This window comes from Rhizobium pisi (assembly GCF_003938655.1).
GTDB classification, from domain to species: Bacteria; Pseudomonadota; Alphaproteobacteria; order Rhizobiales; family Rhizobiaceae; genus Rhizobium; species Rhizobium pisi.
Map to the genome: position 1 here is coordinate 215,680 of NZ_RJJT01000005.1, position 14,340 is coordinate 230,019.

At 61.9% G+C, this 14,340-nt stretch carries 12 protein-coding genes; 5 read left to right on the forward strand and 7 right to left on the reverse strand.

What is annotated here, in order from left to right:
* Positions 1-143: 143 nt before the first annotated feature.
* The 4 genes from EFD55_RS08960 to EFD55_RS08975 all read right to left on the reverse strand — a co-directional run bounded on the left by EFD55_RS08960 (position 144) and on the right by EFD55_RS08975 (position 4,996).
* Positions 144-1,712 (reverse strand): gamma-glutamyltransferase family protein, encoded by a 1,569-nt coding sequence (locus tag EFD55_RS08960; protein WP_125844434.1) that lies wholly within the window; start codon positions 1,710-1,712, stop codon positions 144-146.
* Positions 1,713-1,784: 72 nt separating this feature from the next.
* On the reverse strand, positions 1,785-3,266 hold the full coding sequence (locus EFD55_RS08965) for an FGGY-family carbohydrate kinase (protein ID WP_125844436.1): 1,482 nt from the start codon (positions 3,264-3,266) through the stop codon (positions 1,785-1,787).
* A 10-nt stretch (positions 3,267-3,276) separates the two neighbouring features.
* Complete coding sequence (locus EFD55_RS08970) at positions 3,277-4,077, reverse strand: BtpA/SgcQ family protein (RefSeq protein WP_125844438.1); 801 nt, start codon at positions 4,075-4,077, stop codon at positions 3,277-3,279.
* 67 nt (positions 4,078-4,144) lie between these two features.
* Positions 4,145-4,996 carry a DeoR/GlpR family DNA-binding transcription regulator gene (locus EFD55_RS08975; RefSeq protein ID WP_125844440.1) on the reverse strand — a complete coding sequence of 284 codons (852 nt, stop codon included), beginning with the start codon at positions 4,994-4,996 and terminating at the stop codon, positions 4,145-4,147.
* Between the two features lie 157 nt (positions 4,997-5,153).
* Here EFD55_RS08975 and EFD55_RS08980 point away from each other — a divergent pair, with 157 nt between their 5' ends.
* Both EFD55_RS08980 and EFD55_RS08985 read left to right on the forward strand, forming a co-directional pair.
* A complete protein-coding gene (locus EFD55_RS08980) occupies positions 5,154-5,939 on the forward strand; it encodes an SDR family NAD(P)-dependent oxidoreductase (RefSeq protein WP_125844442.1) in 786 nt (261 codons plus the stop codon).
* 41 nt (positions 5,940-5,980) lie between these two features.
* Positions 5,981-7,129 carry an ABC transporter ATP-binding protein gene (locus tag EFD55_RS08985; RefSeq protein WP_125844444.1) on the forward strand — a complete coding sequence of 383 codons (1,149 nt, stop codon included), beginning with the start codon at positions 5,981-5,983 and terminating at the stop codon, positions 7,127-7,129.
* Between the two features lie 61 nt (positions 7,130-7,190).
* Here EFD55_RS08985 and EFD55_RS08990 read toward each other — a convergent pair whose 3' ends face one another.
* The 3 genes from EFD55_RS08990 to EFD55_RS09000 all read right to left on the reverse strand — a co-directional run bounded on the left by EFD55_RS08990 (position 7,191) and on the right by EFD55_RS09000 (position 10,395).
* A complete protein-coding gene (locus EFD55_RS08990; RefSeq protein WP_125844446.1) occupies positions 7,191-8,009 on the reverse strand; it encodes a carbohydrate ABC transporter permease in 819 nt (272 codons plus the stop codon).
* Positions 8,006-8,947, reverse strand: a complete 942-nt coding sequence (locus EFD55_RS08995; RefSeq protein ID WP_125844448.1) for a carbohydrate ABC transporter permease — start codon at positions 8,945-8,947, stop codon at positions 8,006-8,008. The genes EFD55_RS08990 and EFD55_RS08995 overlap by 4 nt, the downstream gene beginning before the upstream one ends.
* A 161-nt stretch (positions 8,948-9,108) precedes the next feature.
* A complete protein-coding gene (locus EFD55_RS09000) occupies positions 9,109-10,395 on the reverse strand; it encodes an ABC transporter substrate-binding protein (RefSeq protein ID WP_125844450.1) in 1,287 nt (428 codons plus the stop codon).
* Positions 10,396-10,613: 218 nt separating this feature from the next.
* On the opposite strand from EFD55_RS09000, the gene EFD55_RS09005 reads away from it, so the two are divergent.
* The 3 genes from EFD55_RS09005 to EFD55_RS09015 are packed head-to-tail and all read left to right on the forward strand — an operon-like array spanning position 10,614 to position 14,317.
* On the forward strand, positions 10,614-12,065 hold the full coding sequence (locus tag EFD55_RS09005; RefSeq protein ID WP_125844452.1) for an NAD(P)-binding domain-containing protein: 1,452 nt from the start codon (positions 10,614-10,616) through the stop codon (positions 12,063-12,065).
* Complete coding sequence (locus tag EFD55_RS09010; RefSeq protein WP_125844454.1) at positions 12,062-13,099, forward strand: questin oxidase family protein; 1,038 nt, start codon at positions 12,062-12,064, stop codon at positions 13,097-13,099. The genes EFD55_RS09005 and EFD55_RS09010 overlap by 4 nt, the downstream gene beginning before the upstream one ends.
* A gap of 18 nt (positions 13,100-13,117) precedes the next feature.
* Positions 13,118-14,317, forward strand: a complete 1,200-nt coding sequence (locus EFD55_RS09015) for an amidohydrolase (protein WP_125844456.1) — start codon at positions 13,118-13,120, stop codon at positions 14,315-14,317.
* The last annotated feature ends 23 nt before the right edge of the window (positions 14,318-14,340 follow it).

Below are 14,340 nucleotides of genomic sequence, written 5' to 3' on the forward strand. Positions count from 1 at the left end.
CAGTTAGAAACGCACTCGGCACCTCTGGCGTCGCCGACGCCCGATCCGCCCGGCTGTCCGGGTTGCAAGGAAGGAGCGGGGGCGGGGTGAGGAACACCCTTCGGCTCACCCAGAGATCTATCCTCTTAAAGAAATCTTGTTCTTCATCGATCAATGTCGCCGGAAGAGATTCCGATCGCCAATCCGTCGCCACGTGGGTCATGCGCACCGGTCGCCAGGCCGTCCTCGTCGATGGCGATGGCCCCTGCCTGCCCCGCAAGCGGACTCTTCGCCTCGATAGGCGACACCGCATGGCCTCTTGCGGCTAGTTCGGCAAAAACGCCCTCGCCGGTATCGCTTTCCAGCTTCAGACTGTCGCTGCTGTCGGAAAAGGTCTTCCCAAGCAGAAAGCGTGGGCCAGCCAACGCTACTGCAGGTTCCTCACCGAAATCGATCAGCCGGGTCAACACCATCGCAAGCGTCTGCGGCTGCCCGTCGGCGCCCTGTGTGCCGTAGAGCAAAGCCGGCCTGCCGCTGCGCAGGCCAAGACCGGGATTCAAGGTATAGAAAGGACGTTTGCCGGGTGCGATGCCATTGACATGCTTGGGATCGGGCGAAAAGGCTGCCCCGCGGTTCTGCCACAGAATACCCGTATCGCCGACGACCACTCCGCTCCCCCAGTCGAAATAGGTGCTCTGCAAGACGCTGACGCTGCCGCCCTCAGCATCGGTTGCGGCGAAGAACACGGTATCGCCGCTGCGAAAGGGTGCCGGCCACGCGAGTGCGCGCACGGGATCGATGGAGGCCGCCGCCTGCGCAAGATGCTGTGCGCTCAGCCATTCCGTCACCGGCTGCGGCACGACATCGGGATCGGCAATGCCGCCGCGGTCGAGGAAGGCGCGCTTGACGGCTTCTACGCAGAGATGCAGGTGGTCGGCGCTGCCGGCCTGATGGGCGGCAAGATCGAAATGGGCGAGAATCCCCATGATCGCCAGCGTCGACAGACCCTGTGTTGGCGGCGGCGGCGCAAGCAGCTCGAATCCGCGATAGGAGAGACTGATGGGTGCGACCTCGCGCGTTTGGGTCGCGTCAAGGTCGTCGCTGGTCAGCGGAGAACCCGCAGCCTTCAGCCCCGCCGCGACACTCGCGCCGAGTTCGCCCCGGTAGAAGGAACGTGGTCCATCCCGGCCAATCAGCGACAGCGACCACGCCAAATTCTCCTGCCGGAACAGACTGCCGGTTTCCGGCGCCGCGCCACCTGGCATGAAGAGCGCGGCAAAGCCCGGCCAGTTGGCGGCCTCCGCCTCCCGGAAGGCAAGCCAGAAACTCTGCGAGCGTGTGATCGGAAAGCCCTCTTTCGCATGGCGGATCGCATCAGCAAGCAGGGCAGCAAAATCGATCCTTCCACTCCAGTGCCGCGCGGAATAGTCATGCGCATGCCGCCAGGCATCGACGGCGCAGGCCGAGGTCAGCGCCGAAAGCGGACCGCGCAGCGGGATGCTCTCGTCGAAATCCGGCAATTCCCGCGCCGCCTGCCCAATGCCGAGAAAACATGTCTTTCGCCCGCTACGATCGGCAACGAGCCAGACAGAATCGCCTCCAAGTCCGCAGAAATGCGGATAGACGACTGCAATCGTGCTGCCGATGGCGATCGCAGCCTCAAGCGCATTGCCGCCGGCCCGCAGGATCGCCGCACCCGCCTCACTCGCCAGCGCATGCGGACTTGTTACCATGCCGCCGCGTCCGGCCGCCTGCCTCGTCGGAGCCTGGTCTGCCTGTATCATCGCGCTTAAATTCCGCTGGGTCTATGGTCTGTAGAGCGAACGATAGGTCCGATAGCCCCCGTTATAAACTGCCGCATTGTCGGGATTGGGCACGATCCTTTCGCCCCGCCCGACAAAGGCGGTCACACCGGACCAGTCTTCGGTCAGTCCGGCGCCGATCGCCGCTGCCCAGGCAACACCGAGGCAGGAGCCGGGATGGCCGGTCAAACCTTGTAGTGGCTGCTGCAGCACGTCGGAAACGATCTGCATCCAGATCCGGCTCTGCGATCCTCCGTCAGAGACCATGAAACGTGTCGTCGGGTGACCGATATCGTTCAGCACGTCGATATGATGGCGCAGCGCATAGGCATAGGCTTCCAGCATCGCCCGCCAGAGATGGCCGATATGATGCGAAAGCGTCAGTCCTTCGATCAGTCCGCGCGCGCCGGCATCGTGAATCGGTGTCTTCTCGCCGAGGAAGTAAGGTAGGATCGTTAGCCCGTCCGCGCCGGGCGCGCATGCCGCGGCCAGCCGGTCAAGATAGCGGTGCACGGGTATTCCTTCTGCCTTTGCGGCGATCTCCTCGCGTCCGGCAAAGGTGCTGATGAACCAGTTGAGCCCCGAGCCGCCGGTCGACATGCAGCCATTCGGCATATAGAGCCCCGGCACCAGGTGATAGTCGAGGAACATGCGAGGGTCGGGCCGCACGACATCCGTCGCCGTCAGAATATCGACGGCACCCCCGAATTTCAGCAGCACGTCGCCCGCCTTGTTGATGCCCGCGCCGAAAGCCGACGCGATCATGTCGGCTGCCCCGCCGATAACAGGCGTTCCAACTGCAAGCCCTGTCGCCTTGGCGGCTTCGTCCGTCACATCGCCAAGCACCTCATGCGACACCACCTTCCCAGGAATGGCATCCCGCCGAATTCTCGCAAGGCCGATCAGTTCGTCGTCGAGATTGCCGGTATTAATATCGACGAAGCCCGCTTCCAGCGCCCAGTTCTGTTCGATCGCCTTTTTGCCGGTCAGTTTCCAGTTGATGAAATCATAAGACCCCATAACCGTGGCAATGCGACCGAAGGTCTCTGGCTCGTGTCGGGCGATCCAGCGCAGTTTTGCTGTCACCAGCTGCTGGTTGATACCGTTTCCCGCTGTGGCGAGAAAATCCGCCTCATCCCACTCGGCCTTAAGTTCCTCGACTTCCTCGCCGCAACGCCCGTCGCTCTGCTGGATGCTGGGCCTCAGCACCCGGCCGGCGTCATCAAGCAGGACGACGGCCGGCAGCATTCCGGTCACGCCAACGGCCGAAATTTGTCTGGGCTCGATCCCGCTCGTTGCAATCAGTTCCATGACGATCTCGCACACATTCGCCCACCATTGCGCCGGGTCTTCCTCGGCCCAGCCATGCCGCGGCGAATGAAGTGTCGAAGGCCGAGAGGTGAGCCCGAGCACGCGGTTCGGCAGCTCGATCAGGATGCCGATGGTGGAGGTAGTGCCGATATCGAGGCCGAGCGTGATGGACATGGCGGTTCCTTCAGCGCAGCGTCTCGACGATCTCCATGAAGCGCTTTACCCGGTCGCTGTCGACGGGGTTCCACGTATTGCCGTCCACCTTGAAATGCGTGCCGATAATGACGCCGCTGGCAACGCTCAATATGTCGCGCACATTATCCTTGTTGACTCCGGTATTGGCAAAGACAGGAACGTTCTTGACGGTTTCGCAGACGCGCCTCAGGTCCGATTGATCGACTGCCTGTCCAGTCAGCGGCCCCGAAACCAGGATGGCGTCGGCGAGCGACGAGAATATGGCGCTCTTCGCCCTGAGTTCAATCGGGCGCTGGTCCAGCGAATGTGCAAATTCCGCGTTGATGTTGAAGAGCATCTTCATCTCGTCGCGGCCGAGACTGTGCCGCAGCCGCGACGCCCTGGCGCAATCCGGCTGCCAGATGCCCATGTCGGAGGCGAAGACGCCGGTGAATATCTCGCGAACGAAGCTCGCACCCGTCACCGCGCCGATCGCAACGCTTGCCGAGGGATCCCAGAGATAGTTGACGCCGAACGGCACGGTCAGATGCGGCTTCACCCGCTCGACGATCGAGGTCATCGCCGCCAGCCCTTCCTGCGGCGCCTGAAAAACGTAAGGCCGGTCGTTCTCGTTACCGAACATGATCGCGTCGACACCGCCGGCTTGCAGCTTCTCGATATCGCAAAGCACGTCCTCGACGAGCTTGGTGAGCCCGCCGGCGGCGTCATAGGCGGGCGAGCCGGGCAGGGCGCCGATATGCGCCATCGCGATGACCGCCTTCTTCTTTGTGCCGAAAAAGTCGAAGACCATGTGAGAACTCCCTGAAGAGGAATCGAGTGGAGGGCATCCGCCGGGGACGGATACCGGAAAGGCTAAATCAAAGCAGCGGCTGCTCCTCGGGCGCTATTCGCACCTCGACACCGGCGGCGGCGAGCGCATCGGCAAGGTCGGTCGGCGGCATGGCATCGGTTATCAGCATGTCGAATTGCTGTAGCGGCGCGATGTGCACCAGCGACATGCGCTTGAACTTGGTGGAATCGCAAAGCACCACCTTCTGCGTCGCGCGGCGCAGATAGACCCGCTTCATGTCGGTGTCCTCGAAGGAATAGTCATAGATTCCCTGCGCCGTGATCCCGGACACGCCGACGAAGGCGATGTCGAACCAGAGCTCCTCGAATTGCGAGACGGCCGATTGGCTGCTGATTGCCATTTCCTCGCCGCGCATGCGCCCGCCGGGCAGGTAGACCTCGCCGAAACCGGTGCCTAGCTGTATGGCGTTGCGCACGCTGTTGGTGAAGATCTTCGTATGCGGCTGGCTGAGCAGCAGGCCGGACAGCAAATAGGTGGTGGTGCCAACGTCGAGCGCCAGGGTGCGCGCACCGGCAGCAACGCCTGCCGCCGCCATCGCGATTGTCCGCTTCGAGGCGGCATTGCGCGTCAGCCGGGATTCGAATGTCGGTTCCTCGCGATCGACCGTTTCGCTGACGATCGGCTCGAGGGCGTTGCCGCTACGCACCGCTCCGCCATGCGTGCGCACCAGCCTGCCGTCCTTTTCGAGTTCAATCAGGTCGCGGCGGACGGTCATTTCGGAAACGGCAAGCTGGGAGGCGACATCGCTGACGGAGACCGCGCCTTTGCGCGCCAGTGCCTCCAGGATGCGCGCATGCCGCACCTGGGCCAGAACCTTCGGTTTTTCCGCTGCGGCGACCATCTGCTGTTCCGCGTCCATAATACGTTCTCATCCTCCCGCAGCCGCAGCTCGTGGCTGTCTGATTGTTGCTTACTATGTACCGAATGACTCGAACAAATTCAAACATAAATTTCTCTTGTTGTGTATGGTTTTGTTGATATATGATCGGCGATGTTTCTATTCTATGAGGGCGGGCATGCAATCTCCGAGCTTTCCAGAACTATCCGGCAAGCGTGCGATCGTAACCGGCGGTGCGGCGGGGATAGGACGTGCGATCGCGACCGCGCTCTCCCGCCAGTCGATCCAGGTGGCGATCTGCGACATTGACCTGGCTACCGCCGAACGGACGGCTGCCGAGATCGGCAACGGCACCACCGCGCATGCGATCGACGTTCGCAAGCGCGCCTCCGTCGAGGCGACATTTTCCGAGGTGGCGGAGAAGATGGGGGGGTACGATATTCTCTGCGCCAATGCTGGCGTCTCCACCATGCAGCATGCGTTGGAGCTGACCGACGAGGAGTGGGACTATAATTTCGACGTCAACATTCGCGGCATCTTCCTGACCAATCAGATTGCCGCCCGCCGTTTTACGAGCGCAGGCACCGGCGTCATCGTCAACACCGCCTCACTTGCGGCAAAGATCGGCGCGCCGCTGCTCGCTCATTATTCCGCCAGCAAGTTTGCCGTGCTCGGGTGGACGCAGGCGCTCGCCCGCGAGCTTGCGCCTTCGGGTATCCGCGTCAACGCCGTCTGCCCAGGTTTCGTCAAGACCGGCATGCAGGAGCGCGAGATCGCCTGGGAGGCAAGCCTGCGCGGCGTCACGCCCGAGCGCGTCGTTACGGATTATATCGCGCAGACGCCGCTCGGACGGCTGGAAACGCCTGAGGATGTGGCCGATGTGGTCGTTTTCCTCTGCTCGAATTCTGCCCGCTTCATGACCGGGCAGGGGGTCAACGTCACCGGCGGCGTCTACACGACCTGATCCGCAGGATCCCCAGGCCTTCTGTTCAGCAAGGAAAGAGCATGGCTGAAATCGTCTTCGACCAGATCAGCAAGAGCTACGGCGATAGTTATGCGGCAATCCGCAATCTGAGCATGACCATCCGCGACGGCGAATTCCTGGTCCTTGTCGGTCCCTCCGGCTGCGGCAAATCGACGGCGCTGCGCATGATCGCCGGCCTCGAAGAAATCACCGATGGCCGCTTGACGATCAACGGCGCTGTCGTCAACGATCTTGCCCCGCGCGATCGCGATATCGCCATGGTCTTCCAGTCCTACGCACTTTACCCGCATCTGACGGTCGCCGAGAATATCGGTTTCGGCCTTCGTGTGCGCGGCCTCGACAAGGCCGAAATCGGCCGCAAGGTGCAGGAGACAGCGAAGCTCCTGGAGCTCGAGGACTATCTCGCCCGCAAGCCTGCTCAACTCTCCGGCGGCCAGCGCCAGCGTGTCGCCATGGGGCGGGCGCTTGCCCGCAGCCCTCAGGCATTCCTGATGGATGAACCGCTTTCCAATCTCGATGCTCGCCTTCGCGGCCAGATGCGCGCCGAAATCGCCCGCATGCAGAAGATGTCTGGCATCACCACGGTCTATGTCACCCACGACCAGGTCGAAGCCATGACCATGGGTGATCGCGTCGCCGTGATGAAGAGCGGTGTTCTGCAGCAGCTCGGCACGCCGCGTAGCCTATATGATCAGCCGGCCAATCTCTTCGTCGCAAGTTTCATGGGCTCGCCGGCGATGAACCTGCTGGCGGTCGAGCTCTTCGAGACGGAGAGCGGCCCCGAGGCACGCTTCGGCCAGACCTCCATTCTGTTCTCGGGCGAGGTGCTCGCCGAGCGGCCGCGCATCGCCTCCGCCGCCGGCCGCGCCGTCGTGCTCGGCATCCGTCCGGAAGCTTTCCGACCGGTCGAGACGGGTGGTTTGGCTGGGACTGTTGCCTTCGTCGAGGATCTGGGCGCCAACCTGCTCGTCCATGTCGATGTCGAGGCTGCCGACCGGTTGAAGTCGCTTTCGGCCGAGGAGGATGACGTGACGCTGTCGGCGCCGCGCCTGCGCGTCATCATTGACGGCACCAGCCGCGTGAAGATCGGCGAGCGCTTGTCGCTTGCCGCCGACCCCGCCCGCATCCACGTATTCGATGCCGCGACCGAAGCAGCGCTGCGCGCCTGAGCGGAGCATGATGCTGACACGTGCGAGCGGTTTTCACACGACGCCATGCTGTCATTTGGATCTAATGAATGCCCTTCGTCAGACCTTGCACGAAATAGCGGTTGAGAAAGAGAACGATCAGTACGATCGGGATCGTCGAGAAATGCGCCAGTGCGCCGAGCGTGCCCCAGGTGATGTCCTTCGTTCCATAGGCTGAAAGCAGCGCCACTGAGATCGGTTTGGAATCGAGCCGGGTGAGGAACATGGGATAGAGGAAGTCGTTCCAGGAAAACATCAGGCAGAAAAGGGTGGAGGCCACGACGCCCGAGCGAACCGCCGGCAGTGCCACGCGCCAGAACGAGCCGAACAGCGTGCATCCATCCGTCAGCGCCGCTTCTTCCAGCTCCTTCGGCAGGCTGCGGAAATAGGAAAACATCATCCAGGTGACGAAGGCCGAGTTCAGCATCGCGTTGATGAGGACGACGGCAATCCAGCTGCCGAGCAGCCCGATGTCACGCATCATCAGATAGAAGGGGATCAGTGCTGCCACCGCGGGCACCATGCGGATCGCCATGAAGAAATAGGCAACGGCAATAGCGTAGCGACTGGTCGAACGCGCCAGCGCATAGCCCGCGGGCACACCGAGCAGCAGCGACAGGACGACGGAACCGCCGGCGATCAGCAGGCTCGAAGACACGAGGCTCCAGACGTCGAACAGACGGAACACCGTCGCGAACTGCTCGAAGGTCGGCACGAAAGTCAGTTTCGGCGGGATCGAGAAGATGTCGCGTGACGGCTTGTAGGCGGTCGATGCCAGCCACAGGAAGGGAAGCAGGAAAAAGGCGAGCATGACAAGGATGAAGCCGCGCTCGCCGATGCGGCTGAGGGTGCGCGTGCTCATCGCCCGTTCGCCTTTCTGTCCGCCTTGCGGATCAACAGGATGAAGCCTGCCGCGATCACGGCGATGCAGATCAGCGTCAGGTTTGATATCGCCGAGGCGCGGCCGATATTGAAGAATTCCAGTCCCTGCTTCACTGCATGCAGCATCAGCGTGTTGGTTGCATTGCCCGGTCCTCCGCCCGTCGTCACGTAGACGCTGTCGAAGACCCGGAAGGCGTCGATGGTGCGCAGCGTCAGCGCCAGAAGGATCGAAGGCAGCATGAGCGGAATGATGATGATTCTCAGACGTTGTAGCGCCGTTGCTCCATCCACTTCCGATGCCTCGAGAATATCGCCCGGCAGTGCCTTCAGGCCCGCAAGCAGGATCAGCGCCACCAGCGGCGTCCATTCCCAGATATCGACGAAAATAAGGGTCGCCAGCGCCGAGCTCGGATTGGCGAAAAGGCCGCGCGGATCGGAAATCCCGAACTCGGCGAGATAATAGCCGATGAGCCCGTAGTCGGCGAGCAGCAGTGCCCGGAAAATAAGCCCGACCACCAGCGGCGTGATTGTCACCGGAATCAGGATCAATGCCAGGCAGATCCGGTTGAAGCGGTCGTCGCGCCAGAGCGCCAGCGCAATGGCAAAGCCGAGCAGCAGTTCGACAGTCACGGCGCCGACGGTGAAGATGACGGTATTGACGAAAGCCCCGCGCGTCACAGCGTCGGAGAGAAGATCGACATAATTGCTGAGCCCGACGAAATGCGTTCGCCCCGGCTTCAGCAGATTGTATTCGTAAAGGCTAAACCAGATGCCCTGCGCCAGCGGCCAGACGCCAATGACGAGCACGTAGATGATGGCCGGCAGCGTCATCAGGGTGAAGAACAGCCGCCTGCGTTCGAGATAGGAAACGCTCAAGGCCGCAGAGGGCTTCAGCGCGGAAGTGAGGGATAGGGTCACGTCATGTCCATCAGGTTCCTGGTTCGATGCGCGCTACCGGGATCGAGCCCGGGAGCTCGCCCAATCATGAGGCCTGAGGCGCATCGGATCAATGTCTGGAAACGGCGAGGCCGCGACTTAGGCCGCGGCCCCAGCGGAGGAGATTGTTTTGTCAACCGCTATCAGAAGAGCTTCGCAGCGGCTTCCTGGGCGGCGTCGAGCGCCTTCTTGGGATCGGCATTGCCGACGAGCACATCGTTCACGGCGGTGCCGAGCAGGTCCTGAATCTCCGGATATTGCGGGATGCGCGGACGATATTCGCCGTCGCCATGCTCGAATGTCTCGGCGATGACAGGCAGGAAGGGGAACTTCTTTAGCAGATCGGGATCGGTCATCTCGCTCTTGCGCAGGAAGCTGCCGGCGCCCATCATGTTGAATTCCTTGTGCACCGGCGGGCTGACCAGCCACTTGATGAAGGCCCATGCGGCTTCCTTCTGCGTGTCCTTGATGCCCGCGTTGATCGCCATGCCCCAGCCGCCAATGCCGTAGAGCTTCGGCAGGCCTGCGCCGCGCGGCGCCGTTGTGATCGCCACCTTATCAACGATCTTGGAAATCGCAGGATCATAGTAGCCGGGCGCGCCGACCGACCATGTCTGCATGCTCGCGGCAATGCCCTGGCGGAAGCTTTCCTCACGTCCGCCCCAGTCATAACTAACGGCGCCGGGAGGTGCCGCTTTCATGAAGAGATCCTTGTAGACGGTCAGGCTCTTGATATTGGCTTCCGAATTCAGTGCCGGTTTGCCGTCGGAGCCGAGGATCGCACCGCCCATCTCGGTATTGTACTGCATCCAGTCCTGTGCGACCGCCGGGCCTTTCTGGCCGTTGGCGACGAAGCCGTAGATATTCTTGCTGGGGTCGGTCAGCTTGTAGGCAGCCGCCACCATTTCCTCCATCGTGGTCGGCGCCTTCAGGCCGGCGGCGTCGAAGAGATCCTTGCGATAGGCAAGCACGTTGGCATAACCGGCAAAGGGAAAGGCGACCTGCTTGTCGCCCCAATGGCCAAGCGCATTGAGAAGCGTCGGATAGATGTCGTCGAGCTTCAGTTCGGCGGCGTCGCGTTTCATCCAGTTGGTGAGGTCGACGGTGTATTTGTTTTCGGCATATTGGCCGGCCCAGACTATATCCATCGTCACGAGATCGTAGCCGCCGGTGCCGCCGACAAAATCCGTCGTCGTCTTGGTCAGCAACGAGCCGTAGTCGAGAATATCGACCTTGACGGTGGCGCCCGTCTCCTCGGTGAATTTGGGGGCGATGGCAGCCAGAACCGCGGCGAACTGATCGTTCTGGGAGGCAAGCGTGAGCGTGATGCCTTCGTATTTCTTGTCAGCGCCGATGGCGGAGCCCACAAATGCGACCGAGACGAAGCCCGCGATCGCCAATTTTCGTGTGAGACTTCTGAGCGATTTCATGTTTGCTCCCCTTTCTTAATTGACCTGGGCACTATACATCAAACAAAATCGCACTCAAGCGCACTTGACAAAAAATCGTAAACATTAAAAATCACAAATTAGAACATATTCGCGCATAAATGTCCATATTTTGTGCGCGTTGCTTAAAAAATGGCAGGGGATTGATCATTCCCTGCGCGTCTATACTGCCCAGTCCAACGCGCACGAGCTGCACATTCATGAAGACAACGCCGGACGAGCGCTTGAGAGCGCTGGAACTTCGCGCCCATGATGAGATGGCGCGTGTGGAAGCGTTCTGCGCCGACTGGCCGAAGCTAGTCGACGAAGACCGCCACGGCCTCCATTCGGTCGTCATCTGTGGCGCCGGCCTCTCCGGCCTGTCAATCGCCTTCGCCCTGAAGCGGCGCGGTATCAGGTCCGTTCATGTGATCGATCAGAGCGAAGAGGGCCGCGAAGGCCCCTGGATCACCTGCGCCCGCATGCAGACCCTGCGTTCGCCGAAGTATCTCTCAGGCCCGGACCTCGGCATCCCGAGCCTGACGCTGCGCTCCTGGTACGAGGCGCTGAATGGCGCCGACGCCTGGGACGCGCTCGACAAGATCAGCCGCCAGGATTGGATGGCGTATCTTACGTGGTTTCGAGGGACTGTCGGCATCGACGTCGAAAACAGCACGATGCTTTCGTCGATAGATCCGGCGGAGGGCGGACTTGCTCTCACGCTGACAAAGGGTGACGGCGCAAGCCGTACGATGACCTGCCGCCACCTTGTGATGGCGACCGGCATCGACGGCTGCGGCGGCCCGCGGATACCCGCGATGGTCAGGGCGCTGCCGAAATCGGCCTGGACGCATAGCAATGAGCCGATCTCTATCGATTTTCTCGGGGGCAGAGATGTCGCGATTCTTGGCGGCGGCACATCAAGCTTCGACTGGGCGGTGGCGGCCCTGGAGATCGGAGCCCGAGAGGTGACCATGTTTGCGCGTAGCGCCGATTTGCCGCGTACGGAGGTTCTCGCCTGGACCAATTTTCCCGGTTTCCTCGGCCATTTCGCCGACCTGCCGGATCTGGAGCGCTGGCGCTTCGCCCATCTCTACTTCAATTTCAAGGTGCCGCCGACACAGGAACAGTATGACCGGGCCTGCCGCCACCCTGGTTTTATCATGCAGCTCGGCTGTGGCGTCCGCGAACTCTCGATGGACGGCGGCAAGATCAGGCTGACGACTGCAAATGGCATCTTCCACGCAGATCACCTTCTGCTGGGCACCGGTTACGAGATCAATTTCGCGCTCAGACCCGAGCTTGTCGGCCTCATCGAGGCCACTGCAGTTTGGAAGGACCGGTTACAGCCGCCGCAGGGAGAAGAGAATGCGATGCTTGCCGGCCATCCCTATCTCGGCCCTGGTTTCGAACTTATGCCAAGACATGCCGAAGCCGGCTGGGTCTCGCGCATCCATATGTTCAATGCCGGCGCGCTGGCGAGCCTCGGCCCGATCAGCAATGGCGTCACCGGTCTCAAATACGGCGTGCCGCGCATCGTCGGCGCTTTGGTGAAAGCGCTGTTCATCGAGGACTCCAACCGGTATCTTGAAGCATTGGCCGCCTATGACGAACCGCATTTCGATCCTGGCATAGACGAGGACGTCACGACATCAAGGGAGGTTTTGGCATGAGCAGGGCTGCCGCTTTTCAATTTTCGGGATTGGAGACCATCCTTTCGCGGGCACGCGAGGACAGCGTCGAATTTCCCTATCTGCTCGCCAACCACGTTCCGATGGTGCTGATCGCGCTTGATCGCCTCGGCGCCTCGCCGGAACGGCTGGAACAGTGGTACGAGCAGTATCGCGAGGGCAACAAGCTTCCGCCGATGCCGCCCCCGGTTGCTCCTGTTATCAGGACAGCTTGGGACGAGGCGCTTGGCGATCGCGCGCGCGAGGCGGATTACCGTGCCTTCTTCATCGGCGAAACCCGCCGCCTCGGTATCGGTGCCGTAATCCGCACCTATCTGCCTGCCATGGTGAACGGCCTTGCTGGCAGCGCCACACATCCGCTGATGCGTCTTGCCTATGGTGTCCTTAAGAAGGACAACGAGGAGGTCGGCACCGCGCTCGGCTATTGGGCGGCCTGCTACCTGCCCCTTCCTCCCGCGACCGGTACCGCTCCGGACACGGACGATCCGGCGAGGGTGCTTGTCGATGTCGGCCATATCGAAGGCATCCGCAGCTACGAGCCTGAAACCGATCTGCTCTGGCATAATATCCGCGCCGTCGCCGCACTTCCGGGCTTCCGCAATGTCGTCGACCGACTGGCTTTCAGCGCCGATACACCACGCCGCATGGCCGCGACCTCGCTTGCTCTCTTCGCCGGAACCATGGATTTCTCCGCGCTCCATTCCGTCACCGGCATGCATTGGCTGCGCCTCGTGTCTCCGCACCTGGAAAATGCCGAGCCCTTCTATCGTGCCTTCTGGCAGGTGATCGCCTCGCTGGTGCCGAAGATCGGTTTTCCAGCACTCCCCACCCCCGAGGCACTAGAAGAAATGCGCAGCCGACAAGCGCCCGCCTGGGCAGAGATCAAACGCGCCGCGATTGCTTCGGACGACGAACACGACGTCAGCCTTGTCTTTTCCGCCCTGCAGGAGGAAGAGGTGTGGAAGGATCCGCTCTATCGCGTCGTCGCGGCACGCCGGGTCGGGCTGATTGCATAGCGGATGATGGAAGAACAGATGACGCCGAGCCTCGTAGTCGAAAACGCCAGGACCGAAGCCGGCGAGATCGTTTCGCTCATTCTTGAAAATGACCGGATCGCCGCGATCGGTCCGAATGTGGCGGCCGGCATCGGCTTTGCTGCAGTGCCACGTTTCGATGCTGCAGGCGGCCTGCTCAGCCTTCCCTTCGTCGACGGCCATATTCACCTCGACAAGACACTGATCGGCTTGCCTTTCATCCCACATATCCCGGGCAACACGGTCGCCATGCGCATCGAAACGGAGAAATCTCTGCGGCGCACGGTGGCTCTGCCTATCGAAGTCCGTGGTGGTGCCCTTTTGGAAAGGCTCGCCGCCTACGGCACGCTCTCCGTGCGTAGCCACGTCGACATCGATACCGAAGTTGGCCTGAAGGGCCTCGAGGCGGTGCTTTCATTGAAGCAGAGCCATGGTCATCTCGTCGATATCCAGACCGTTGCCTTCCCGCAATCCGGCGTGTTGCGCGATCCCGGCACCGCGGGGCTGTTAGATGCGGCGATTGCCGCCGGTGCCGATCTCGTCGGCGGCCTCGATCCCGCCGGCATTGACAACGACGTAACCGGCCATCTCGATGCGATCTTCGCCGTCGCCGGCAAATACGGGGTTGGGCTCGATATTCATCTGCATGACGGCGGCGCACTCGGCGCCTTCGAGCTTCGCCAGATCGCCGACCGCACGGTCGCACTCGGCCTCGAAGGCAAGGTGGTCGTCAGCCACGCCTTCTGCCTGGGCGAGTTGGAAGATGCCGATTTCGGCAGTACTGCCGCGGCACTCGCTAGGTCGGGCGTGGCGATCATGACCAGCGCCCCGGGGCCCGTGCCCATGCCCCCGGTCAAGCGGCTTGCCGCCGCCGGCGTCCGGCTCTTTTGCGCCAACGACAATATCCGCGACGCCTGGTCGCCTTTCGGCAATGGAGACATGCTCGAGCGCGTCGGCATTCTCTGCGATCGCCAGGATTTCCGTGCGGATGAGGATCTGGCTGCGGCCTTCCGCCTTGCGACGGAGGCGCCGGCCCAGATCCTCGGCCACCCTGTCGGGCCGCTCCAGGCGGGCTCGCCTGCTAATTTTGTCATCTTGCCTGCCGCGTCTCTGGCAGAAGCCGTTGCCGCTCGTCCTCTTGATCGCACCGTTTTCCGCGGCGGCGCCATCATCGCCCGCAACGGCCGGCTGGTCGTCTGATTTCTCCGTCAATGTATGGCGCA

Bases quoted from the DNA above. Each gene is read 5' to 3' on its own strand.
- EFD55_RS08960 (WP_125844434.1), bottom strand. From the start codon at position 1,712: ATGGTAACAAGTCCGCATGCGCTGGCGAGTGAGGCGGGTGCGGCGATC.
- EFD55_RS08965 (WP_125844436.1), bottom strand. From the start codon at position 3,266: ATGTCCATCACGCTCGGCCTCGATATCGGCACTACCTCCACCATCGGC.
- EFD55_RS08970 (WP_125844438.1), bottom strand. From the start codon at position 4,077: ATGGTCTTCGACTTTTTCGGCACAAAGAAGAAGGCGGTCATCGCGATG.
- EFD55_RS08975 (WP_125844440.1), bottom strand. From the start codon at position 4,996: ATGGACGCGGAACAGCAGATGGTCGCCGCAGCGGAAAAACCGAAGGTT.
- EFD55_RS08980 (WP_125844442.1), top strand. From the start codon at position 5,154: ATGCAATCTCCGAGCTTTCCAGAACTATCCGGCAAGCGTGCGATCGTA.
- EFD55_RS08985 (WP_125844444.1), top strand. From the start codon at position 5,981: ATGGCTGAAATCGTCTTCGACCAGATCAGCAAGAGCTACGGCGATAGT.
- EFD55_RS08990 (WP_125844446.1), bottom strand. From the start codon at position 8,009: ATGAGCACGCGCACCCTCAGCCGCATCGGCGAGCGCGGCTTCATCCTT.
- EFD55_RS09000 (WP_125844450.1), bottom strand. From the start codon at position 10,395: ATGAAATCGCTCAGAAGTCTCACACGAAAATTGGCGATCGCGGGCTTC.
- EFD55_RS09005 (WP_125844452.1), top strand. From the start codon at position 10,614: ATGAAGACAACGCCGGACGAGCGCTTGAGAGCGCTGGAACTTCGCGCC.
- EFD55_RS09010 (WP_125844454.1), top strand. From the start codon at position 12,062: ATGAGCAGGGCTGCCGCTTTTCAATTTTCGGGATTGGAGACCATCCTT.
- EFD55_RS09015 (WP_125844456.1), top strand. From the start codon at position 13,118: ATGACGCCGAGCCTCGTAGTCGAAAACGCCAGGACCGAAGCCGGCGAG.